The 21,430-nt window shown below is 66.9% G+C and carries 18 protein-coding genes; 5 read left to right on the top strand and 13 right to left on the bottom strand.

Annotated features, from left to right (window positions below; genetic code table 11):
- Nucleotides 1–38: 38 nt before the first annotated feature.
- Both AC5LXK_RS06950 and AC5LXK_RS06945 read right to left on the bottom strand, forming a co-directional pair.
- Nucleotides 39–479, bottom strand: coding sequence for a nuclear transport factor 2 family protein (locus AC5LXK_RS06950; protein WP_493390908.1), 441 nt, complete (start codon nt 477–479; stop codon nt 39–41).
- 43 nt (nt 480–522) lie between these two features.
- Nucleotides 523–2,547: an oxidoreductase gene (locus AC5LXK_RS06945; RefSeq protein ID WP_493390907.1), complete on the bottom strand. Its 2,025-nt coding sequence runs from the start codon at nt 2,545–2,547 to the stop codon at nt 523–525.
- A gap of 150 nt (nt 2,548–2,697) precedes the next feature.
- Between AC5LXK_RS06945 and AC5LXK_RS06940 the strand changes: the two genes are divergently transcribed.
- Entirely contained in the window at nt 2,698–3,234 is a 537-nt protein-coding gene (locus AC5LXK_RS06940) for a PadR family transcriptional regulator (RefSeq protein WP_493390906.1), read from the top strand.
- 77 nt (nt 3,235–3,311) lie between these two features.
- Here the strand turns inward: AC5LXK_RS06940 and wrbA are convergent, their stop codons facing one another.
- The 3 genes from wrbA to AC5LXK_RS06925 form a co-directional block, all read right to left on the bottom strand.
- Complete coding sequence (wrbA, locus tag AC5LXK_RS06935) at nt 3,312–3,911, bottom strand: NAD(P)H:quinone oxidoreductase (RefSeq protein ID WP_493390905.1); 600 nt, start codon at nt 3,909–3,911, stop codon at nt 3,312–3,314.
- 171 nt (nt 3,912–4,082) lie between these two features.
- A complete protein-coding gene (locus AC5LXK_RS06930) occupies nt 4,083–4,499 on the bottom strand; it encodes a DoxX family protein (protein WP_493390904.1) in 417 nt (138 codons plus the stop codon).
- Nucleotides 4,500–4,548: 49 nt separating this feature from the next.
- Nucleotides 4,549–5,247 (bottom strand): pirin family protein, encoded by a 699-nt coding sequence (locus AC5LXK_RS06925; protein ID WP_493390903.1) that lies wholly within the window; start codon nt 5,245–5,247, stop codon nt 4,549–4,551.
- A 179-nt stretch (nt 5,248–5,426) separates the two neighbouring features.
- Here AC5LXK_RS06925 and AC5LXK_RS06920 point away from each other — a divergent pair, with 179 nt between their 5' ends.
- The gene (locus tag AC5LXK_RS06920) at nt 5,427–6,344 is read left to right on the top strand and encodes a LysR substrate-binding domain-containing protein (protein WP_493390902.1); all 918 of its coding nucleotides are present in this window, start codon (nt 5,427–5,429) and stop codon (nt 6,342–6,344) included.
- Between the two features lie 92 nt (nt 6,345–6,436).
- On the opposite strand, the gene AC5LXK_RS06915 is transcribed toward AC5LXK_RS06920, so the two are convergent.
- The 7 genes from AC5LXK_RS06915 to wecB form a co-directional block, all read right to left on the bottom strand.
- Complete coding sequence (locus tag AC5LXK_RS06915; RefSeq protein ID WP_493390901.1) at nt 6,437–7,417, bottom strand: NADPH:quinone oxidoreductase family protein; 981 nt, start codon at nt 7,415–7,417, stop codon at nt 6,437–6,439.
- A gap of 148 nt (nt 7,418–7,565) precedes the next feature.
- Nucleotides 7,566–9,395 carry an acyl-CoA dehydrogenase gene (locus AC5LXK_RS06910; RefSeq protein ID WP_493390900.1) on the bottom strand — a complete coding sequence of 610 codons (1,830 nt, stop codon included), beginning with the start codon at nt 9,393–9,395 and terminating at the stop codon, nt 7,566–7,568.
- Nucleotides 9,396–9,504: 109 nt separating this feature from the next.
- Nucleotides 9,505–10,272 carry a class II aldolase/adducin family protein gene (locus AC5LXK_RS06905; protein WP_493390899.1) on the bottom strand — a complete coding sequence of 256 codons (768 nt, stop codon included), beginning with the start codon at nt 10,270–10,272 and terminating at the stop codon, nt 9,505–9,507.
- Between the two features lie 73 nt (nt 10,273–10,345).
- Entirely contained in the window at nt 10,346–12,670 is a 2,325-nt protein-coding gene (locus AC5LXK_RS06900; protein ID WP_493390898.1) for a xanthine dehydrogenase family protein molybdopterin-binding subunit, read from the bottom strand.
- Complete coding sequence (locus AC5LXK_RS06895) at nt 12,667–13,128, bottom strand: (2Fe-2S)-binding protein (RefSeq protein ID WP_175844596.1); 462 nt, start codon at nt 13,126–13,128, stop codon at nt 12,667–12,669. Before AC5LXK_RS06895 ends, AC5LXK_RS06900 begins: the two co-directional genes overlap by 4 nt.
- Nucleotides 13,129–13,577: 449 nt before the next feature.
- On the bottom strand, nt 13,578–14,588 hold the full coding sequence (locus tag AC5LXK_RS06890; protein WP_493390897.1) for a zinc-binding dehydrogenase: 1,011 nt from the start codon (nt 14,586–14,588) through the stop codon (nt 13,578–13,580).
- A gap of 333 nt (nt 14,589–14,921) precedes the next feature.
- The gene (wecB, locus tag AC5LXK_RS06885) at nt 14,922–16,139 is read right to left on the bottom strand and encodes a non-hydrolyzing UDP-N-acetylglucosamine 2-epimerase (RefSeq protein WP_493390896.1); all 1,218 of its coding nucleotides are present in this window, start codon (nt 16,137–16,139) and stop codon (nt 14,922–14,924) included.
- 333 nt (nt 16,140–16,472) lie between these two features.
- On the opposite strand from wecB, the gene AC5LXK_RS06880 reads away from it, so the two are divergent.
- The 3 genes from AC5LXK_RS06880 to glmS all read left to right on the top strand — a co-directional run bounded on the left by AC5LXK_RS06880 (nt 16,473) and on the right by glmS (nt 20,385).
- Nucleotides 16,473–17,018, top strand: a complete 546-nt coding sequence (locus AC5LXK_RS06880; RefSeq protein WP_493390895.1) for a hypothetical protein — start codon at nt 16,473–16,475, stop codon at nt 17,016–17,018.
- 420 nt (nt 17,019–17,438) lie between these two features.
- Nucleotides 17,439–18,542, top strand: a complete 1,104-nt coding sequence (locus AC5LXK_RS06875) for a hypothetical protein (protein ID WP_493391194.1) — start codon at nt 17,439–17,441, stop codon at nt 18,540–18,542.
- A 25-nt stretch (nt 18,543–18,567) separates the two neighbouring features.
- The gene (glmS, locus tag AC5LXK_RS06870; protein WP_493390894.1) at nt 18,568–20,385 is read left to right on the top strand and encodes a glutamine--fructose-6-phosphate transaminase (isomerizing); all 1,818 of its coding nucleotides are present in this window, start codon (nt 18,568–18,570) and stop codon (nt 20,383–20,385) included.
- A gap of 23 nt (nt 20,386–20,408) precedes the next feature.
- On the opposite strand, the gene AC5LXK_RS06865 is transcribed toward glmS, so the two are convergent.
- A complete protein-coding gene (locus AC5LXK_RS06865; protein WP_493390893.1) occupies nt 20,409–21,377 on the bottom strand; it encodes an alpha-amylase family protein in 969 nt (322 codons plus the stop codon).
- Nucleotides 21,378–21,430 lie beyond the last annotated feature (53 nt).

Here is a 21,430-nt window from a genome sequence, read left to right as displayed (position 1 = left end):
ATGCGGCGGCGGGCCGGGCGACACGGCCGCCGCCCCGCTCAACCGCCCATCTTGAACGTCGGCAACTGCTGCCCGAGCCGCGCGCCCATTTCGGCGCCGAGCGCCTGCAGCGCATTGAACGGCCGGATCATGACCTCGAACTCGACGATCAGGCCATCGTCGTCGAAGCGGATCATGTCGATCCCCTTCAGCGCCTTGTCGCTGACGGTCGCGCTGAACTCCAGCACGACGCTCTTGCCGTCACCCGTGACGAACTCGCGGTCATACGTGAAATTCTCGAGGATCGTGATCACCGTGCGCAGCGCCATCAACAGCGCGGGCGCGGGCCCGTACGGCTTGAACGCCATCGGCGAACGGAACACGGCGTCGGGGTGGACGATCGATTCCAGCGCGCCGAAGTCCTTGCGTTCGATCATCGCATGCCATGCGTCGAGCGATTTCGCGACAGCGGGATGAACATTGAGCGGTGAGTGCGTCATCGAAGTCTCCTGTATCGTCGGACGGAAAAGAAACGAATCGGTATCAGAGGGTCGCGGCCAGCGTCGTGCCCTGGTGAATCGCGCGCTTCGCATCGAGTTCGGCGGCCTCGTACGCGCCGCCGATCAGATGCACGCGGCATCCGGCGGCCTGCAACTGTTCAGCCAGCTCGCGCGACGGCTCCTGCCCCGCGCAGATCACCACGTTGTCCACCGGCAGCGTCTGCTCGACGCCGTCGATCGTCACGTGCAAGCCGTCGTCGTCGATGCGCCGGTACGTCACCGCCGACGACATCCCGACGCCGCGCGCCTTCAGCGCCGTGCGGTGAATCCATCCGGTGGTCTTGCCCAGCCCGTCGCCGACCTTCGCGGCCTTGCGCTGCAGCAGATGCACCTGCCGCGCGGCGGGCTCCGGCTGCGCGCGGCCCAGGCCGCCGGCATTCGCGTACGACCGGTCGACGCCCCATTCGCGGAAGAACCGGTCCGCGTCGACACGCTCGCCGCCGTCACGATGAACGAGATACTCCGCGACGTCGAAGCCGATGCCGCCCGCGCCGACGATCGCGACGCTGCGGCCGACGGCCTTGTCGTCGCGCAGCACGTCGAGATAGCCGAGCGTCTTCGAATGCGCGACGCCATCGATCGGCGGTGTGCGCGGCACGATGCCCGTCGCGATCACCACTTCGTCGAAACCGCCCTGCAGCAACATCTCGGCGGTCGCCCGCGTATCGACGTGCAGCGTGATGCCGCGCAGTTCGATCTGCCGGCGGAAATAGCGCAGCGTTTCGTTGAATTCTTCCTTGCCGGGCACCTTCTTCGCGATGTTGAACTGGCCGCCGATCTCGGCGCCGGCCTCATACAGCGTCACCGCATGGCCGCGTTCGGCCGCCGTGACCGCGAAGCCGAGGCCGGCCGGCCCGGCGCCGACCACCGCGATCCGCTTGCGCTGCTGCGCGGGGCGGATCACGAGCTCGGTTTCATGGCAGGCACGCGGATTCACGAGGCAGGACGTGATCCGGCCGCTGAACGTATGGTCGAGACACGCCTGGTTGCAGCCGATGCACGTGTTGATTTCGTCCGCACGCCCTTCCCGCGCCTTGCGGACGAATTCGGCATCGGCCAGGAACGGCCGCGCCATCGACACCATGTCGCAATAGCCGTCGGCGAGCAGTTGTTCGGCGACCTCCGGCGTATTGATCCGGTTCGTGGCGACGAGCGGGATGCCGACCTTGCCCATCAGTTGCCGCGTCACCCATGCGTACGCGGCGCGCGGCACCTTGGTCGCGATCGTCGGGATGCGCGCTTCGTGCCAGCCGATGCCGGTATTGAGGATCGTCGCGCCGGCCGCCTCGATCGCCTGCGCGAGACGGATCACCTCGTCGAGCGTCGAGCCGCCCTCGACGAGATCGAGCATCGACAGCCGGTAGATGATGATGAAGTTCGCGCCAACCCGTTCGCGCACGCGCCGCACGATCTCGACCGCGAAACGGATGCGGTTGTCGTACCCGCCGCCCCACGCATCGTCGCGATGGTTCGTGCGCGCGGCGACGAATTCGTTGATCAGGTAGCCTTCGGACCCCATGATCTCGACGCCGTCGTAGCCTGCGTGCTGCGCCAGCGCCGCGCATCGCACGAAATCGGCGATCGTCTCGTCGACTTCATCGCTGCTCAACGCATGCGGCGTGAACGGGTTGATCGGCGCCTTCAGCGCGCTGGGCGCCGCCAGTGCCGGGTGATACGCGTAGCGCCCGAAATGCAGGATCTGCAGCGCGATCCTGCCGCCCTCCGCATGCACCGCCTGCGTCACGACGCGATGCCGTTCGGCTTCCGCTTCGGTCGTCAGCATCGCGCCGCCCGGCGCCGGACGGCCACGCTCGTTCGGCGCGAATCCGCCCGTGACGATCAGGCCGGCCTCGCCTCGCGCACGCTCCGCGTAGAACGCCGCCATCCGCTCGAAGCCGTTCGGCGCCTCCTCGAGACCGACGTGCATCGATCCCATCAACACGCGGTTCCTGAGCGACGTGAAGCCGAGTTCGAGCGGGGTCGTCAAATGCGGATAACGGGCTGTCATCGGGGATCTCCATTTTTATGCAACAAGTTGCACAGATGGTAGTCCACCCTCTTCGTTTATGCAACTTGTTGCAAAAACGAAGACCTCCGCTTGTACCGCGGCCCCGATATGGCAAGATGCGGTTCATTGCGCAGCCTCCTCCGATCCGACATGTCCCTGCCTCACGCACTCCTCACCGCGCTCGCCGAACGCCCCGGCTCGGGGTCCGAGCTCGCCGACCGCTTCGATCGCTCGATCGGCTATTTCTGGCAGGCGACGCACCAGCAGATCTATCGCGAGCTGGGGCGTCTCGAGGAAACGGGCTGGATCGAATCGCTGCCCGCCGAATCGGGGCGTGGCCGCAAGCGCGCGTACCGGATCCTGCCGGCCGGAAAGAAGGAGTTGCGGCGCTGGATCGCCGAACCGGAAGATCCGACGCCGCTGCGCGAAGCATTGATGGTGCGATTGCGCGCGGAAGCCGTGCTCGGGCCGGCCGGTCTCGAGGAAGAAATCAAGCGGCGCATCGCACTTCACCAGGAGAAGCTCGACCTGTATCTGCAGATCGAGGCGCGCGATTTTTCGGCGCCCGACGATTCGCGCACGAAGCGCCTGCAGCATCTGGTGCTGCAGGCCGGCATTGCGAACGAGCGGTTCTGGGTCGAGTTTTCGCAGGACGCGCTCGACACCTTGCGTCTGCCGAAGGATTGACGCACGCGCGTGCGCGGCATGCGTTGCCTGGCCGATTCAGGCGGCTGCCCTCGCCGATGGCGAGCGGCCGCCGACGGTCAGCAGAACAGCTTGTTCGCCGTGCGCGCGATCAGTTCGCCCTGATGGCGCGCACCGGCCAGCTCGATCGCGCTCGGCAGGCGCTGCCCCTGCCCGCCCGCGATCGTGGTGGCGCCATACGGCGCCCCGCCGACGATCTCGTCGAGCGTCAGTTGCCCCTGATGGCTGTACGGCAGTCCGACGATCGTCATGCCGAAGTGCAGCAAGTTGGTGATGATCGAGAACAGCGTGGTTTCCTGGCCGCCGTGCTGGCTCGCGCTCGACGTGAACGCGCCGCCAACCTTGCCGTTCAGCGCACCGCTCATCCACAGGCCGCCGGCCTGATCGAGAAACGCCGCCATCTGCGACGAGATGCGGCCGAACCGGGTCGGCGTGCCGACGACGATCGCATCGTAATCGGCCAGTTCGGCGACCGTCGCGACGGGTGCCTGCTGGGCGAGCTTGAAGTGGGCGGCCTGCGCGACGGCCTCCGGCACCGTTTCCGGCACGCGCTTGACGTCGACCGCGGCACCGGTTGCGCGGGCGCCTTCGGCGATCGCATCCGCGAGCGCCTCGATATGACCGTAAGACGAGTAATACAGCACGAGAACCTTGGACATGACGAACTCCTCACAAACATCGCGACAGGGTCGCGGCGGAATCGGCGCGCGCCGGCTGGCACACGCGGTGTGGTGTGACGGGATGCAAGCCTGGACAACCGTGCAGCGGTCCTGACAGGACGGCCGGACCGGTCACGCGCCTGGTCGCCCCGGAGGATCGGCCGGGCCGGCTCAGGCCGCCGGTGCGATACGCAACGCGGCGCGTGCGGTCCGTGCGTCGAGGCTGAATGCGCCCGCGCCGAAGTAAGCGATCTGCAGCAGGCCGCCAGCCATCATCACGTTCTTCAGGAAGTGAATCATCTGGTTCTGGTCTGCAAAGTTGTGATGGAAGAACGCGGCCGTCACGAGGCTGAACAGCGCCATCGCCAGCGCCACCGGGCGGGCCCGGTAACCCGACATCAGCAGCAGGCCACCACCGGCTTCGACGAGCACCGCGACCACGAATGCGAGAGATGGCGCCGGCAGGCCGACGGAGGCGATGTAGCCGACGGTGGTCGCGTGCGCGGCCAGCTTGCTCAACCCGCTCATCAGAAACGGCGCGCCGATCAAAATGCGGCCGAGAAGCGGAAGATACTTGTAACGATCCATGATGCACTCCTGAAATGAAATGATTCGGTAGACTAAAAAATAAAGACACTCAGCCGGCGTCCACCATCACCAGCTCGGAATCCTCGACCGCGACGATGTCGAGCGCGGCCTCGTTCGTGATCGCGACGCCGTCGAGCGGCCCCACGCGTTCCCCGTTCACGTCGATGCGCCCCGATGCCGCGACGAGATACGCGCGGCGCGATGCACCCAATGCCTGTCCGACCCGCTCGCCCGCCTTCAGCGTGGCACCGAGCACACGTGCGTCGGCACGGATCGGCAGCGCACCGTCGTCGCCTGCATAGCCGCTCGCCAGTACGACGAAACGTCCGGACCGGTCGCCCTTCGGAAACTGCCTCGTATCCCACCCGGGCGCACCACCGTTGGCGCGCGGCAGCAGCCAGATCTGGTAGACCTTGAGCGGCGTGTCACCGTGGTTGAACTCCGCATGCCGGATGCCGGTGCCCGCGCTCATGACCTGCACGTCGCCCGCGCTGATCGTGCCTTCCGAACCCAGCGTGTCGCGATGGCCGAGCACGCCCTGCCGCACGTACGTGATGATTTCCATGTCGCGGTGCCCGTGCATCGGGAACCCGCTGCCGACGGCGATCTCGTCGTCGTTCCATACGATCAGCGGGCCCAGCGGCGTGTGCTCGGGCGTACCGTCGGCCGTCACCGCAAAATGGAACTTCGCACGCAGCCAGCCGTGATTCGCCGTATCCAGCGATGCCCAACGCCGATGCGTCAACATGTCCGACTCCTTGTCCTGCTGCCCTGACGACGGGCGGTTGCCTGGCGGCGCCTTGCCGGTTTCTGCGCGGCACCGAACGTAGAATGAATGCTAATTTCGCAAAGATCGATCGCATATCTCCTGAATGGCAACGTATCATTGCTCTCAATAGAACGATCAGGCCGAACGGAGCCGCCGCCATGAACCCCATCACCGATCTGAACGATCTCCGGCTATTCGCGGAAGTCGTCGAACACGGGAGCTTTACGGCTGCCGCCCGCAGCCTCGGCGCGCAAACGTCGAAGCTCAGCCGCCGCATTCGGGCACTCGAGGAGGAGCTTGGCGTGCGGCTGCTCAATCGGACGAGCCGCAGCCTGTCGCTGACGGAAACCGGGCGGCAGTTCCATCAGCATTGCGTCGCCCTGGTCGCGGAATCGAAAGCCGCGAAGGACATCGTGGATCGCACGCGCACGCAGCCGCAGGGCACCGTGCACATCAGCTGTCCGGTCGGTTTGCTGAGTTCGGGTGTCGCCGCGATCGTCGCGCGCTACATCGAGCGCAATCCGCAGGTTCAGGTGCGGCTCGATGCAACCAACCGGCGCGTGGACGTCATCGAGGAAGGGCTGGATTTCGCAATTCGGGTGCGAGTCCCGCCGCTGGAGAACACCGATCTCGCAGTTCGGCAGTTGGGGCTGTCGTACCGGATTCTCGTTGCAAGCCCGGCGCTGGCCGCCCGTTTTCCGGCGCCCGAGTCAATCGACAGCCTGAAGGACTGGCCGACAGTGTCGACGGCCGGGAACGGCGACAGGTTCGTGTGGAACCTGACGGACGCCGACGGGCGCGCCCTCTCCTTCGCTCACCGGCCGCGGCTGGCAACCGACGATCTGGCGACCCTGCGCCTTGCCGCGCTCGACGGTGTTGGTGTCGCCGAATTTCCGCGTGAGCTGGTGAACGCCGATCTTCAGGCCGGCCGCCTGCTCCACCTGTTGCCCGCACTATCGGCACCGACAGCGCTCGTCCACGCGATCTTCCCGACCCGCCGCGGAATGGTCCCCGCCGTTCGCCATCTGCTCGACGCGCTCGTCGCGGGTTTCGAGGAACTGAACCGGGTCGCGTAGCGTGCCGCTAACGCAACCGCACAAGCATCACAACGGCGCGCACTGCCGCGGGATGCACGGCGTACATCCCGTTGCCGCACGCCAAGCCCCGATCAGGCATCGGGCAGGATCACCACCTTGCCCTTCACCTGCCGGTTCGCGATCCGCGCGATCGCATCGGCCGCACCGGCCAGCGATACACGCTCGGTAATGGCGGGCCGCACCGTGCCGGCCGCGAACCATTCGGCGAGCAACCGCATGTTCGCGACATGCTGCGCCGGATCGCGGCGCATCGCATCGCCCCAGAACACGCCGAGTATGTCGCGCTCCTTGAGCAACGCGAGATTCAGCGCGATCTTCGGGATCTCGCCGGCCGCGAAGCCGACCACCAGGAACCGGCCGCGCCACGCGGTCGCACGCAGCGCCGCTTCGCTGGCGGCGCCGCCCACCGGATCGTAGACGACGTCCGCGCCGCGCCCGCCGGTCAACTCGTCCACGCGGCGGCGCAAGTCCTCCGTCGCATAGTCGATCGTCTCGTCGGCGCCCGCTTCGCGGCACAGCGCGAGCTTGTCCGCACTCGACGCCGCTGCGATCACGCGCGCACCGAGCGCCTTCGCGATCTCGATCGCGGCGATCCCGACGCCGCCCGCCGCACCCAGCACGAGCAGCGTCTCGCCCGCCTGGAGGCGTGCCCGCTGCTGCAGCGCGTGCAGCGACGTGCCGTACGCGAGCACGAGCGCCGAGCCCTGCTCGAACGTCATCCCCGGCGGCAATGGGGCGACCTGATGCACGTCGGCCACGCACTGCTCCGCGAACCCGCCGTGCCCGGTGAACGCCACCACCGAATCGCCGGGCCGCCACGCCGTGACGCCTTCGCCAATCGCGTCGATCACGCCTGCAAACTCGGCACCCGGCGAAAACGGCAGTGCCGGCTTCACCTGATACAACCCCTGGACGATCAGTGCATCGGGGAAATTGAGCGACGCGGCCTTCACCTGGATCCGGACCTGGCCGGCAGCCGGTTCGGGAATCGCGACGTCCTCGATGCGCAGGCGGTCGATCGGTCCGAATGCGGTACACAACAGGGCTTTCATGCGCTTCTCTCTCCTTGCACGGCGTGGCCGTGCGTCGGTGCAGCCTGCGGGATACCCCCGCGCGGCCGGTTCACGACGAAGGTGCGATGGCCATCGGATCCGCCATTCGCGACATCGTCTGCATTCCGGAATGTCAGTGAAACCACGTTCAGAACCACGCGTCGTGCATGTCGAGCGTCGTCGTATCGACGCTCGACAGCAGATCGAGCTGCGCATCCACCTTCGGCAATTCCCAGCGGAAAAAGTAACGGGCCGCCGCACGCTTGCCATCGTGGAAATCGCCTTCGTGCCCGTGCGCGGCAAGCGTCACGTCGAGCCATATCCATGCAACGACGAGATGGCCGAACGCTTCCAGATAAACGCTCGCATTCGCGAGCCGCGTCTGCGGATCGCCGATCGCACCCAGCTGGCGCGTGACGTCGCACAGCCGCGCCCAGCGCTGCGCCAATGCGTCGGCCTGCTCGCGCGTGCCGGCATCCGGCACACGTGCACGCTCGACGGTTGCGCCGATCCGCGCGTCGAGTGCGCGCAGCAGCGCGCCATCGTCCTGCACGACCTTGCGGCCCAGCAGGTCCAGCGCCTGGATGCCGTGCGTGCCTTCGTGAATCGGGTTCAAGCGATTGTCGCGATAGAGCCGCTCGACCGCGTAGTCGCGCGTGTAGCCGTAGCCGCCGTGCACCTGGATCGCGAGATCATTCGCGGCAAGACACCACTGCGACGGCCAGCTTTTCGCGATCGGCGTGAGCACGTCGAGCAGGCGCGCGGCATGGGCGCGTACCGCCTCGTCGTCATGCGCACGCGCTTCGTCGACCAGCTTCGCGCAGTACAGGATCAGCGCGAGGCCGCCTTCGACATAGGCCTTCTGCGCGAGCAGCATCCGCCGCACGTCCGGATGCGCGACGATCGGCGCCTGCGGCGCGGCCGCGTCCTTGCCGGCCGGCCCGAGCGGTCGCCCCTGCGGCCGGTTGCGCGCGTAATCGAGCGCATGCAGGTAGCCCGTGTAGCCGAGCGCCACCGCACCCGCCCCGACACCGATGCGCGCCTCGTTCATCATGTGGAACATGGATGCGAGGCCGTGATTCGGCTTGCCAACCAGATACCCGATCGCCCCCGCACGCCCGTCCGGACGATGACGCGTGCCTTCGCCGAAATTCAGCAGGCAGTTGGTCGTGCCACGATAGCCCATCTTGTGGTTCAGTCCGGCGAGCACGACGTCGTTGTGCTCGCCGGGCGCGCCGCCGTCGGTGCCCGTCAGGAACTTCGGCACGATGAACAGCGAGATGCCGCGCGTGCCGGGCTGCAAGCGGCCGTGTTCGTCGGGAATCTTCGCGAGCACGAGGTGGACGATGTTCTCCGCCAGCTCGTGTTCGCCGCCCGAAATCCACATCTTGTTGCCGGTCAGCCGGTAGCGCGGGCCGAGCGGCGAGTCGCGTTCGAAATCCGCGCGCGTCGCGATGTCGGACAGCGACGAACCGGCTTGCGGCTCGGACAGGCACATCGTGCCGAGGAAGCGCCCTTCCAGTTCCGGGCGCGCGAACGCGTCGATCTGCGCAGGGCTGCCGTGTGCGACGAGCAGGTTCGCATTGGCGACGGTCAGGAACGGATACGCGGCCGTCGCGATGTTCGCGGCCTGGAAGAACAGGAACGACGCGGCTTCGACCAGTTTCGGCAGCCGCATGCCGCCGAGCGCTTCGTCATGCCCCGCGGCGATCAGCCCCGCATCCGCGAATGCGCGTACCGCCGGTGCGACTTCCGGGATCAGCGTCACGCGTTCGCCGTCGAAATGAGGTTCCTCGCGATCGCCGCGCGCCGCATGCGGTGCGAACAGGTCTTCGGCAATCCGCTCGCTGGTGTCGAGCACCGCGTCGAAGGTCTCGCGACTGTGCTCCGCGTAACGCGGCAGCGCGACGAGCGCTTCGGCGTCGAGCCAGTCATACAGCAGGAACGCGAGATCGCGTCGCGACATCAACAGGCTCATCGTGCTGCCTCCCGGGGTGCCGGCTCTGTCAGCCGAATGAAGGGTTCCGTGACTGCAACTGCCGGCATGAATTTAGCACGGTCGTTCGCAAACGACAACGACGGACGAGCTAGTCCGCGTACCCGGGATTGCGCCGCTCGAGGCGGCGCAGCAGCCCGGGCCAGACGAGCGCGCCCGCGCCCATCCCCCGCGTGACCGCGGCGATCTGCTGCCGGATGCCGTCGAGAATCGGCTGCGCGATCGGCAGCAGCCCCGAGCCGCCGGCTTGCGCGCGGACCTGGATCATGCAGGCCGCTTCGAAGAAGTACATCGCGACGAACGCGTCGGCCGGTGTCGCGCCGACGGTCAGCAGCCCATGGTTGCGCAGCATCAGGTTCGTGTTGCTGCCGAGGTCGCGCACGAGCCGCGCCTTCTCGCCTTCGTTGAGCGCGATGCCTTCGTAGTCGTGATAGCCGAGCGACGCGAGCACGCCGAGCGACTGCTGCGACAGCGGCAGCAACCCCCCTTCCTGGGCCGACACGGCCACGCCGTTGATCGAATGCGTGTGCATCACGCACTGCGCATCGTCGCGGGCCGCATGCACCGCGCTGTGGATCGTGAAGCCGGCCGGGTTGATCTCGTACGGTGATTCGGACACCTTGCGTCCGTCCAGATCGATCTTGACCAGCGACGACGCCTTGATCTCGTCGAACATCATCCCGTACGGGTTGATCAGGAAATGGTGTTCCGGGCCGGGCACGCGCGCGGAGATATGGGTGAACACGAGATCGTCCCAGCCGAACAGCGCGGTGAGGCGATATGCGGCCGCCAGGTTGACTCGTGCATCCCATTCGGCGGGGGAAACCGTCTGCTTCACACTGACATCGGATGAGGCCACGTCACACTCCTTGTTCCAGGCTTGATGTGGACCGGGCCGCACGATAGGGCCCGGCGTGGGGAGAAATGTTGCGTCAACCCGCCTGCGGCTTCGCGAGCTGATCGGCGACCGGCAGGCTGCGGATGCGCGTGCCGGTCGCCGCGAAGATTGCGTTGGTCAGCGCCGGCGCGACGGGCGGCAGGCCCGGCTCGCCGACACCGCCAAGCGGTGTCGAGAAATCGTCCGGCGCGACGAGATGCACGCGGATTTCGCGCGGCGCCTCGTTCATTCTCAGTACCTGGAAGCCGTTGAAGTTGCTCTGCTCCGGGTGGCCGTCCTTGAAGGTGATCTCGCCGTGCAACGCAATGCCGAGCCCCATCACCACCGCGCCCTCGAGCTGCGAGCGTACCCGTTCCGGATTGACCTGCGGCCCGCAGTCGATCGCGATGTCGACGCGCGGCACCGTAATCCTGCCGTCCGCACCGACCTGCACCTCGCACACCGCCGCCGTGTACGACACGAAGCTGCGATGCGCGGCGATCCCGAGCCCGTGCCCCTTCGGCAGCTTGCGCCCCCACCCGGCTTCGCGCGCGACCGTCTCGACCACGCGCCGCAGCCGCCCCGTATCGACCGGATACAGCGCGGGATCCTCTCCATAGTTCACGTTCTTCACGGTGATGTGCGGCTCGAAGCGCCGCGCGGGCCCGATCAGTTCGAGCAGGAAATCCTTCGGATCGCGGCCGGCCGCATGCGCAAGCTCCGACACGAAACTCTGGATGCCGAACGCATGCGGGATGTTGTAGACCGAGCGGAACCAGCCGATCCGCGTGTGCGCCTCCGCGGCCGGATTCTCGATCCGCACGTTCGGAATCGCGAACGGTAGATCGGCGATGCCTTGCGCGAGTTCGCCCGGCTGCTCGTGCACGACGCCCGCCTTGAACGTCGACTGGATCGACGGCGCGACCGTGCGATGCTGCCACGCAACCACTTTCCCCGACGCATCGATCCCGCCGTCGAACGCTTCGAGCGACACCGCGTGGAAGTAGTCGTGCGCGATGTCGTCCTCGCGCGTGAACGTCAGCTTGACCGGCGCGCCGACCGCTTTCGACAGCAGCGCCGCTTCCACCACGTAGTCGGGTTTCGACTTGCGGCCGAACCCGCCGCCGAGCAGCGTCACGTTGACCGTCACGCGCTCGGTCGGCAGTCCGAGCGCCTTCGCGATCTCGTCGCGCGTGGTCTGCGGCGCCTGCGTGCAGGTCCATACTTCGCAGCGGCCGTCGGCCACGCGCGCGACGGCCGCGGGCGGCTCCATCGTCGCATGCGCGAGATGCGGGATGTAGTACGTCGCGCGCACGCGTTTCGCGGCGCCGGCCAGCGCCGGTGCCGCATCGCCGTCGTTGCGGATCACGTCGCCCGGCTGCGCGGCGGCCGTTTCGAGCGCCTTGCGATACTCGGCCGAATCGTAGTTCGCATGGGGGCCGCGCTTCCAGTCGATCTTCAACTGCGCGCGTGCCTGGATCGCCGTCCACGTATCGCGCGCAATGACCGCGACGCCACCGAGCGGCTGGAAGCCGGACGGCAACGGCGTCGAGGCAAGTTGCACGACCTTGACGACGCCCGGCAGCTTCTCGGCAGCCGATGCATCGAACGACGCGACCGTATCGCCGTAGGCCGGCGGGCGCGCGACGACCGCATACAGCATGCCGTCGAGCCGCGTGTCGATTCCGTAATGCGCGCGGCCGCCGACGATGTCGCGCCCGTCGATCAGTGCCGTGTTGCCCTTGCCGATATAGCGGAACTCGGCCGGTGCTTTCAGCGCGAGTGTCTTCGTATCCGGCACCGGCAGCGCGGCCGCCTTCGCCGCGAGTTCCCCGAAGCCGAGCTTGCGCCCGCTCTTCGTGTCGACGATCTCGTGCACCCCCGCCCTGACCTGACCTGCATCGACGCCCCACGCGGCGGCCGCAGCCTGCTCGAGCATCGTGCGCGCGGCGGCACCCGCGCGACGCAATGCGGCAAAGCTCTGGCGCAAGCTGCGCGAGCCGTCGGTGTTCTGGTTGCCGTAGCGCGGCTCGTCGCCGACGGCCTGCGCGACCTTCACGCGCGCCCAGTCCGCGCCCAGTTCGTCGGCCACCACGAGCGCGACGCTCGTGCGCACGCCCTGCCCCATCTCCGAGCGGATGCAGGTAACGGTGACGGTGCCGTCCGGTGCGATCGCGACGAACAGGTTCGGGTCGTCGCGCAACCCGTGCGGCATTCCCGCACCGCCATACTGCGGATTCGCGCTGACGGGCGGCTGCGCCGGCGCGGCCGCCAGCGCCAGCGACGGCACGCCGAACGCGAGCACCAGCCCGCCGGACGCGAAGCCGAGCAGCAGCGCGCGACGGCTTGCGTTGTGGACGGAGAATTCGGGCGTGCTCATGCGGCACCTCCGCGGCGCACGGCCAGCCGGATCGCCGCGCGAATGCGCGTATAGGTGCCGCAGCGGCAGATGTTGCCGGACATCGCGTCGTCGATGTCGGCGTCGGTCGGATGGGGGTTCGTCTTCAGCAGCGACGCGGCCTGCATGATCTGCCCGGACTGGCAGTAGCCGCATTGCGCGACGTTCAGTTCCTGCCACGCCTGCTGCAGCGGATGCGTCAGGTCCGTCGACAGTCCCTCGATCGTCGTCACGCGCTTGCCGGAAGCCGCCGCGACGGGCGTGATGCACGAGCGGATCGCCACCCCGTCGAGATGCACGGTGCACGCACCGCACAGCGCCATGCCGCAGCCGAACTTGGTGCCGGTGTGGCCGAGGACATCGCGCAGATACCAGAGCAACGGCATGTCGGGATTGCCGTCGAAGTGCTGCTCGCTACCGTTGATGGTCAGCGTGATCATCGTTCACCTCCTGATCGAGGCGCCCGCGTCGCACCACGGGTGCCATGTGGGGATTCGAACGGTGCCGGGTACGTTCGACTGCGCCGCCCCGGCACCGCCTGGTGGACTGCTTCGCCGGCCGAACCGGCGATCAATGCGTTATCGATGCTGCCAACGGCCGGGAGTTGCCGCGCGCCCGGCGCGCCATACCGATCGAAAGCGGAAGCCTGCCGGTCCGGATTCTGCCCCACGAAACCATCACTCAGGCAACGCGACCCTGTCCAGACTGCCAGACACGACGCGCGGATCATCGGCGCCCGGGCGCGACGTCCCGCCCGGGCAGCGTCGGCAGCGCCCGCGACAAGCGGATTCGTGTGGTGAATGACCCGGGATCCAACTTTAACTGATGCGCGGCGGTTTTGCGCCGGACGCGTCCCGACACAAGATCTCGCGCGAGCCGGCGGCTCCCGCTATCCGGCGAGCACCACCGGTTTGCCCGAGAACCGCCGATCCCTGAGCCCTTCCAGTTGCGCTGGCAAGGTCTCGAAGTCGCCCGTGACGCGCGCTTCGGGTTGCATCCGGCCGTTGGCGATGCAGGCCAGCAGCATGCTTCCCGCCGCGGTCGTCTCGAGCCATGCCGCGTCGTCGCCGTACGTGTGCAGCGCGTTCAGCGCGACCTCGTGAAGCGACACGCTCGACGTGAACGGCGGCAGCGGCGGCGCGTCGAAGCGCCCCTGGATACACACGATGTGTCCGTTGGCAGACACCGCGGGTGCCCAACGGGCGGCGTGTTGCGCATCGACGCTGTCGAACACCGCGTGGAAGCGCCGCGCCAGCTCGTGCGTCGCGCCGATGGCTTCGTCGCCCGGGCCGGTCAGGAAACGGCTTGCCCCTCGCTCGCGCAGGCGCTCCCAATGCAGCTCGTGACTCGACACCGACACCACGAATCCGCGCTCGACGGCGATCTGCACCAGATAGTTGCCGACCGCGCCCCCTGCGCCGCTGACGAGGATTTCCCGCGACAGGCGACACGGCACCTTCTCGAGCGCCTGCCACGCAGTCAGCGCCGGACACGGAACGCTCGCCGCCGTTTCGAAATCGAGCGTTTCGGGCACCGTCAATAGCGTGGAAGCGGCAACGGGCGTGTATTCCGCGAAACTCCCGTGTTCGCCGAGCGCCTGATGATAGGCAACGCGTCGGCCCAGCAGGTGACGCATCGTGTCGTCCGCGACAGCGACCACCGTGCCCGCACCGTCGACGCCGGGCACATGGCCGGGACGCCAGTTCACCAGCGCGCCGCCCAGCACTTTCCAGTCGACCGGATTGAGGCCGACTGCATGGTTGCGGACCAGCGCCTGGCCGGGCTTCAGTACCGGCATCTCCCGTTGTTCGAGACGCAACTGCGCAGGATGCTCGCTGCCCTGCCAGGTCCACGCCCGATAGCGGGCCGGCAACGATGCTTGATGATTGGATTGAGTCATGGTGATTGGCATGGTGTGAGACGCGACAGCCGGCAACGACGAGGCTGTGCCGCATGCGTCGCGACGGACGATCGGCGATCGCGTGCAAGGCGTTCCCCGCATCGCGAATCCGGACGTCGATGCGATGCCCGGAAGATGCGGGGTGGATATCCGCTGAAGTATCCGTGCACGACGCTACACCGGGAAAGGGACTTTCCGCGAAAACACTTTTGAATGCGTCGGAAAAATGCGATCCGGTAACACGACTGCCAGGATCCGGCCGGCCTCGCGGCCGGACCGGATCCTGGTGCGTCGGTCTCGAGCGTCCCGGAAGGTGTTATCGCGCCATCCTGCTCACGGCGACCGCAACGCCTGCAACCCCAGCGTGAGCGCGTTGAACGGCATCTCCGTTGCCCCCATCGAGAAACTCGTCGTCTTCGTGGTCACCCCGGGCGTCCGCATCAACGCATGAACGATCCGCTCGCTCGCATGGCCATCGCCGTACGGATTGCTCGCGCGCGCCATTTCCTCGTACGCGCTATCGCTGTCGAACAGCCGCGACGCTTCCCACACGATCCGCTCCTGATCGGTGCCGACGAGCCGCGCGGTGCCGGCCTGGATCGCTTCGGGCCGCTCGGTCGTGTCGCGCGTGACGAGCACCGGCTTGCCCAGTGCCGGCCCCTCTTCCTGAATGCCGCCCGAATCCGTGATGATGAAATGCGCGCGTGACATCAGGAATACGAACGACAGGTATTCCTGCGGCTCGATCAGGTAGATGTTCGGCACGCCGCCGAGCCGCGCCCGGGCCGGCTCCCTCACGTTCGGATTCATGTGCAGCGGATAGACGAACTGCGCGTCGCGATAGCGGCTCGCCAGCGTGCACAGCGCCTCGCAGAAATGCTGGAACGGTTCGCCGAAACTTTCGCGCCGATGGCCGGTGATCAGCACCACGCGCCGCGATGGTTCGAGAAACGGGAAATACGCGGCCACCTTGTCCGAGAGCGCGGTGTTTCGATCGAGCATCTGCCTGACCTCGTGCAACGCATCGATTACCGTGTTGCCCGTCAGCGAGACGCCACCGCCCGGCACCCCCTCGCTCAGCAGGTTGTCGCGAGCCTGCCCGGTCGGCGCGAAATGCCATGACGACACTGCGTCGGTCACACGGCGATTCAGCTCTTCCGGCCACGGCGACCAGATGTCGCCGCTGCGCAAGCCGGCCTCCACATGCCCGACCGGAAGATAGCGGTAAAACGCCGCGAGACTGACCGCGAGCGTGGTCGTCGTATCGCCGTGTACCAGCACGACGTCCGGACGCAGTTCGTCGAAGACCAGACCGATCGCCTGAAGAATGCCTGTCGTGACATCGGTCAGCGTCTGGCTTTGCCGCATCACGTTGAGATCGTAGTCGGGCTTGATGTCGAACAGCGTCAGCACCTGATCGAGCATTTCACGATGCTGCGCCGTCACGCATACCCGGGCGTCGACATCCGCCTGTGCCTTCAGCGCACGGACGAGCGGTGCCATCTTGATGGCCTCCGGCCGAGTCCCGAACACAAGCAAAATCTTCTTCATCGTTATCCTCGTTTAGCCGCTTCGCGCCGAATGACCCCGCTCGTCGCGCGAAGCATGTATTCAGGCGGCGCCTCCCGTACTCGCATGCGGTCGACACGTAGCCGTGTCGCGAAGCGAGCACACCGTCCTGTCCCCGCGGTCTCCGCCGCGCGAATCGTCGTACTACCGGCGTCCCGTTACGCTTGATCAGTCATGTCATGAGCGGTTCCTCGCCGTGTCGGGCGCGACGTCCGTTCGTCGCATCACCTTCACTACAGCAATATTCAAACCAGCCGCCCTGCGGCCGCATCCGGTTCGCGCGATGCACGCGACACACATGCCGCATGTGACGGAATGTTTCACAACTGCTACGAGCGTCGCATCGCCGATGGAGCACGTACAGGCAAACGTCCGGCCGGTTGCGCGATCCATCCGGCGACCACGTCCGATCAATCGCGATTTCATATCGCCCGTGCGCCGCGCACCGAATCGAGCGCATCTCTCGAAGCGCTTTTCGTCGCCTCGATTCGCACCTTTTGTCTGTGCAGCGCGACGCGCGCAGTCGCCGTCCGGCCACGCGCGCGCAGGCGGATTTTCCGGACACGCCATGCTGTTCACGTCGCACGAATCGACGGGCCGGAAATGTTGCGAATGTGTAACGCCTGCCCGGAACCGACGGTTGCATCGAAGTCCGCCCATCCCGTGCGCACCGCCGAACGAACGGCATGCACGCTATATAGATGCGTACACAACCATCAAGGCCACGCGACCATTCAATCGAAGTCCCGCCCGGCAAGGCATTTCAGGTTTGGCAGACAAATCGTTCACCGCATGATGCGTGCGGAGTTCGACATCGACCGGACGCGCTCGCCGCTTGCGCTCACGCTGATTCTTCGGTGAATCAAAACGTGCCGTCGCCACCCGCAACGCGCGCACAACCAACCTCGCGCTCCTTGCTGCGTACGGTATCGCGGCCGATGGCTCGCGCCTTGCTTGATTCAGGGCAGGTGCGTCCCTGAACGCTCGCGCGACAGACGAGCGCAGGACACACCCACGCATCGAGGCCGGGACGCGACGTATCCGGGCGGACGAAATGACCGCACCGCGACACGCACGTACTGCCGCTTCACGTTGACACAAGCGCAATCGAGGGGCCGTCTTCACGTTCTCATGTGAAGAACGGACGCGGGATCGCAAATAACGGCACCAGCCTCGGTTTCAGCGGCGCCACGATGAAACCGAGCCACCACGTCGACACGCTCGCCGGGCGCGACGCGGCCAACGCCGCGCCCGGCGATGATTGCGCAGGAGCCCACGATGATGAACCGGCCCGCGCTGCGCCCGACCGCACGCTCACGCGTCGCCGCCGTGCTGCTGCGTCGCCTGTCGCGCGTTGCCTGCTGGATCGCCGCGTGCGGCTTCATGCTGCACGCGGATGCTGCCGAACTCCGGATCGGCGGGCGGTACCAGCGCCCCGACGGGGCCATTACCGTTCGCATGAACGGCGCAGGCGTCGATCCGTATGTCGCGGCGAAGGCGCTGCTCGCCGCGGACGACACGCGACTCGACGCCCATCAGGCTGCGCTCGCGTGGATTGCGTGGTTGTTGTCGCGCCAGCGCCATGACGGCGGCTTCGATCGGTACTGCTTGAAGCACGACCGGTACAGCGCATGCGCGGACGCCGACACCGACGATGCGATGATGGCGACCTGGATCGAACTGCTCGCCCGCTTCGCGCCGCCCGACGGCCTGCCCGCCGCATGGGAGCTCAGCCTGAACCGCGCGGGCATGCATCTGGACACCCTGCTCGACAAGACCGCCGGCGTCTATCAGGCCTCGTCGTCGCTGCACGTCGCGCTGCTGATGGACAACGTCGAGGTGCACAGCGCGTTCCAGGCGCTCTCGACGTACTACGTCCGGCACGCCGACTACACGCACGCGGGCCCCTGGAGCCAGCGCGCCGACCGGCTCGCGGCGGCCATCGTGAAGGTGTTCTGGCGCGGCGCGCAATCCGGCTTTCGCGCCAGCACGCAACAGATCAGCGATGCGAGCTTTTATCCGGCGAAGATCGCGCAAATCATTCCGCTCCTGTCCGACATCCAGGTGCCCGAACAATCGGGCGAAACGATCTATGCGCAATGGATGCAGAAATATGGAAAGACCTGGCAACAACTCGCCGGCAGCGACTATCCGTGGGGTTTGATCGCGCTGGTTGCGGCCAGGATGAACGACTGGAGCACGATCGCCTGCTGGCAGATTCGATCCGGTCCGTACCGTCACGGCCCGCACTGGAACGTCCTGGACGAGTCGCTGTATCAGGCATTCGAAAGCCGGACGGTCGACCCCGTCGCGCCCGCTCGATGCGGATTCACGACGGCGGCGGCAACGGCACCGCGCTGGCGCAAGGGCCTGCGCGGTCCATGATCACCCTTGGAGAAGGAGACGTGTCATGTGTGGCATCGTCGGCGCGGTCGCGCAACGGGACATCATCCCGATTCTGATTGAAGGTCTGCGTCGCCTCGAATATCGCGGCTACGATTCGTGCGGGGTCGCGACGGTCGTCGACGGCCAGGCGCGCCGCGAGCGCAGCGTCTCGCGCGTTGCCGATCTCGACGCACATGTCCGCAGTGCCGGCCTGACCGGCAGCACCGGCATCGCGCATACACGCTGGGCAACCCATGGCGCGCCGGCGACCTGCAACGCGCATCCGATCTTCTCGCGCGACGAAATCGCGCTCGTTCACAACGGCATCATCGAAAACCACGAAACGTTGCGCAAGCAACTTTCTGACGAACACTACGAATTCGACGGGCAGACCGACACGGAAGTCGTCGCCCACCTGATTCACAGCAAGTATCGCGGCGACCTGCTCGCCGCCGTGCGCGATGCGACGTCGCAGCTTCACGGCGCCTACGCGATCGCGGTATTCAGCAAGCACGAGCCGCAGCGGCTGATCGGCGCGCGGGCGGGCTCCCCGCTCGTCGTCGGCGTGAAGGACGGCGAATGCTTTCTTGCATCCGACGCACTCGCGCTTGCCGGCATCACGGATCGCTTCATCTTTCTCGAGGAAGGCGACATCGTCGAACTGACGCCCGGCGGCGTACGCGTGCTCGACCACGGCGGCAAGCCGGTCGAGCGCGCGATACAGACCGTCTCCTCCACTCAGGGCGTGGTCGAACTCGGAGCGTACCGGCACTTCATGCAAAAGGAGATCTTCGAGCAGCCGCAGGCCGTGGCCGCGACCATCCCGGACGCCGGGCTGTTCGATCCGGCCGTATTCGGCCCGGACGCCGCGCGGGCCTTCGAACAGATCGACAACGTGCTGATTCTCGCGTGCGGCACGAGCCACTACTCCGGCCTGACCGCGCGTCGCTGGCTCGAAACGATCGCACGCGTGCCCGCGCAGGTCGAAATCGCGAGCGAATACCGTTACAGCGACGCGCTCGCGACGCCGAACACGCTGGTGGTGAGCGTGTCGCAATCCGGCGAGACGGCCGACACGCTCGCCGCGCTGAAATATGCGCAGGCACTCGGCCACGTCGACACGCTGGCGATCTGCAACGTGCCGACCAGCGCGATGATGCGCCAGACCGGCCTGCGCTTCCTGACGCGGGCAGGCCCGGAAATCGGCGTCGCGTCGACCAAGGCATTCACGACGCAGCTCGTCGCATTGTTCATTCTCGCCGTCACGCTCGGGCGGCTGCGCGGCTACGTCGACGATGCTCAGCTCGCGCGCTACACGATGCAGTTGCGGCGCCTGCCCGGCGCGCTCGAGGACGTGCTCGGGCTGGAGCCGCAGATCGAACGCTGGGCGGCGGAATTCTCGCAGCACGAAAACGCGCTGTTTCTCGGGCGCGGGCTGCACTACCCGATCGCGCTCGAAGGTGCGCTGAAACTGAAGGAGATTTCGTACATCCACGCGGAAGCGTATCCGGCGGGCGAGCTGAAACACGGGCCGCTCGCGCTCGTGACGCACACGATGCCGGTCGCGACGATCGCGCCGAACGACGCGCTGCTCGAAAAGCTGAAGTCGAACATGCAGGAAGTGCGCGCGCGCGGCGGCCAGCTTTATGTATTCGCCGACGCCGATACGCGCATCGACAACAGTGAAGGCGTGTCGGTGCTGCGGATGCCGGATTACTACGGGCTGTTGTCGCCGATCCTGCACGTCGTGCCGTTGCAGTTGCTCGCGTATCACGCGGCGTGTTTGCGCGGTGCGGATATCGACAAGCCGAGAAACCTCGCGAAATCGGTGACGGTCGAGTGACGTACTTCCCGGGCAACGCCGCTTCAGTGCTCCGGAGCGGCGGGCCCGGCCGCGGGCGCCGTGGCCTTCCAGGTTGCAAGCGCGTGGACGAGATCGTCCGATACGTAATGTGGACCATCGAACAGGTAGGCCGGGTAGCCGCGATAGGCGAGTAGCTGCCTGCTCAACTCCTCGGCGCTGGCCGAGCGGAATCCTCCATGCTCGGACGGCCGGAAGGCCTCCGCGATGACGCGCACGCGCCGCTTGCCCAGCCGTGAAGCCAGCTCGTCCAGATAGGTGCGCGCGACATAGGGCTCGCGCGCATAGACACCACAGCCGTCCTGGAAGAACACACCGACGTCCGACGGCAGCCACGACGCGAGCCAGTCCGCGAGTGCCTTCCCGCCGATATTGGTCTGGTCGTACACGCTCACCCACAGCGGACGGGGCAACCGCTGCAGGACCGCGGCAAGCTTCGGCGCATCCTGCCAGGTCGGATCGATTTCGACCGGAAAGTAGTAGCCGGTGACATGCAGCGGAACCGCCGCGCGCACGACCGCGTCGGACTGGTCTGCCAGTGTCGACAAATGAGTGCGCGCACGCTTTTCGTCCTGGTAGCCGGCCAGGCCCAGGATGACGTTGCGGGCCCATGGCTCGCGGTCGATGCGCGCCCAGTCGGGAAGGTGCGCCGCGGGACGGAGATGCGTGCCGGCAACGTACGCGGTATCGTCGACGACGGTCCACTGGATCAGCAGATCGTGCACGCCGAGCTGCTGCCAGTTTCCGACGGGGTTCGTCGTCGCGTTGTCGATCTGCCAGACGATGCCGTCAGCATGCACGTCGTGGGCCGTCCAGCTGCAAGCGGCCAGCGCGAACGATGCACCGACCGCCGCGAGCATCGTCGCCCGGGACGAACGCGGCGCAGGCTTGCGCCGGCACGGCAGGCAGGCCTGCCGGAACCGGCCCATGCGCTGTCGAAGGCGGCGCAAGGCCCGGACGGCGTACGTGGTCATCGCTGCCTCCCCGGAAGCATTCCCGCGCTTCATCGTAGCCGATCAAACGCAAA

Source organism: Burkholderia pulmonis, from assembly GCF_984667975.1.
The sequence above is the reverse complement of the archived record's forward strand: the minus strand, read 5'-3'. Positions and strand labels throughout refer to the sequence as shown.

Excerpts from the sequence above, each read along its gene's own strand:
- AC5LXK_RS06950 (WP_493390908.1), bottom strand. The coding sequence starts at position 479 with ATGACGCACTCACCGCTCAATGTTCATCCCGCTGTCGCGAAATCGCTC.
- AC5LXK_RS06945 (WP_493390907.1), bottom strand. The coding sequence starts at position 2,547 with ATGACAGCCCGTTATCCGCATTTGACGACCCCGCTCGAACTCGGCTTC.
- AC5LXK_RS06940 (WP_493390906.1), top strand. The coding sequence starts at position 2,698 with ATGTCCCTGCCTCACGCACTCCTCACCGCGCTCGCCGAACGCCCCGGC.
- wrbA (WP_493390905.1), bottom strand. The coding sequence starts at position 3,911 with ATGTCCAAGGTTCTCGTGCTGTATTACTCGTCTTACGGTCATATCGAG.
- AC5LXK_RS06930 (WP_493390904.1), bottom strand. The coding sequence starts at position 4,499 with ATGGATCGTTACAAGTATCTTCCGCTTCTCGGCCGCATTTTGATCGGC.
- AC5LXK_RS06925 (WP_493390903.1), bottom strand. The coding sequence starts at position 5,247 with ATGTTGACGCATCGGCGTTGGGCATCGCTGGATACGGCGAATCACGGC.
- AC5LXK_RS06920 (WP_493390902.1), top strand. The coding sequence starts at position 5,427 with ATGAACCCCATCACCGATCTGAACGATCTCCGGCTATTCGCGGAAGTC.
- AC5LXK_RS06915 (WP_493390901.1), bottom strand. The coding sequence starts at position 7,417 with ATGAAAGCCCTGTTGTGTACCGCATTCGGACCGATCGACCGCCTGCGC.
- AC5LXK_RS06910 (WP_493390900.1), bottom strand. The coding sequence starts at position 9,395 with ATGAGCCTGTTGATGTCGCGACGCGATCTCGCGTTCCTGCTGTATGAC.
- AC5LXK_RS06900 (WP_493390898.1), bottom strand. The coding sequence starts at position 12,670 with ATGAGCACGCCCGAATTCTCCGTCCACAACGCAAGCCGTCGCGCGCTG.
- AC5LXK_RS06895 (WP_175844596.1), bottom strand. The coding sequence starts at position 13,128 with ATGATCACGCTGACCATCAACGGTAGCGAGCAGCACTTCGACGGCAAT.
- AC5LXK_RS06890 (WP_493390897.1), bottom strand. The coding sequence starts at position 14,588 with ATGACTCAATCCAATCATCAAGCATCGTTGCCGGCCCGCTATCGGGCG.
- wecB (WP_493390896.1), bottom strand. The coding sequence starts at position 16,139 with ATGAAGAAGATTTTGCTTGTGTTCGGGACTCGGCCGGAGGCCATCAAG.
- AC5LXK_RS06880 (WP_493390895.1), top strand. The coding sequence starts at position 16,473 with ATGTTTCACAACTGCTACGAGCGTCGCATCGCCGATGGAGCACGTACA.
- AC5LXK_RS06875 (WP_493391194.1), top strand. The coding sequence starts at position 17,439 with ATGAACCGGCCCGCGCTGCGCCCGACCGCACGCTCACGCGTCGCCGCC.
- glmS (WP_493390894.1), top strand. The coding sequence starts at position 18,568 with ATGTGTGGCATCGTCGGCGCGGTCGCGCAACGGGACATCATCCCGATT.
- AC5LXK_RS06865 (WP_493390893.1), bottom strand. The coding sequence starts at position 21,377 with ATGACCACGTACGCCGTCCGGGCCTTGCGCCGCCTTCGACAGCGCATG.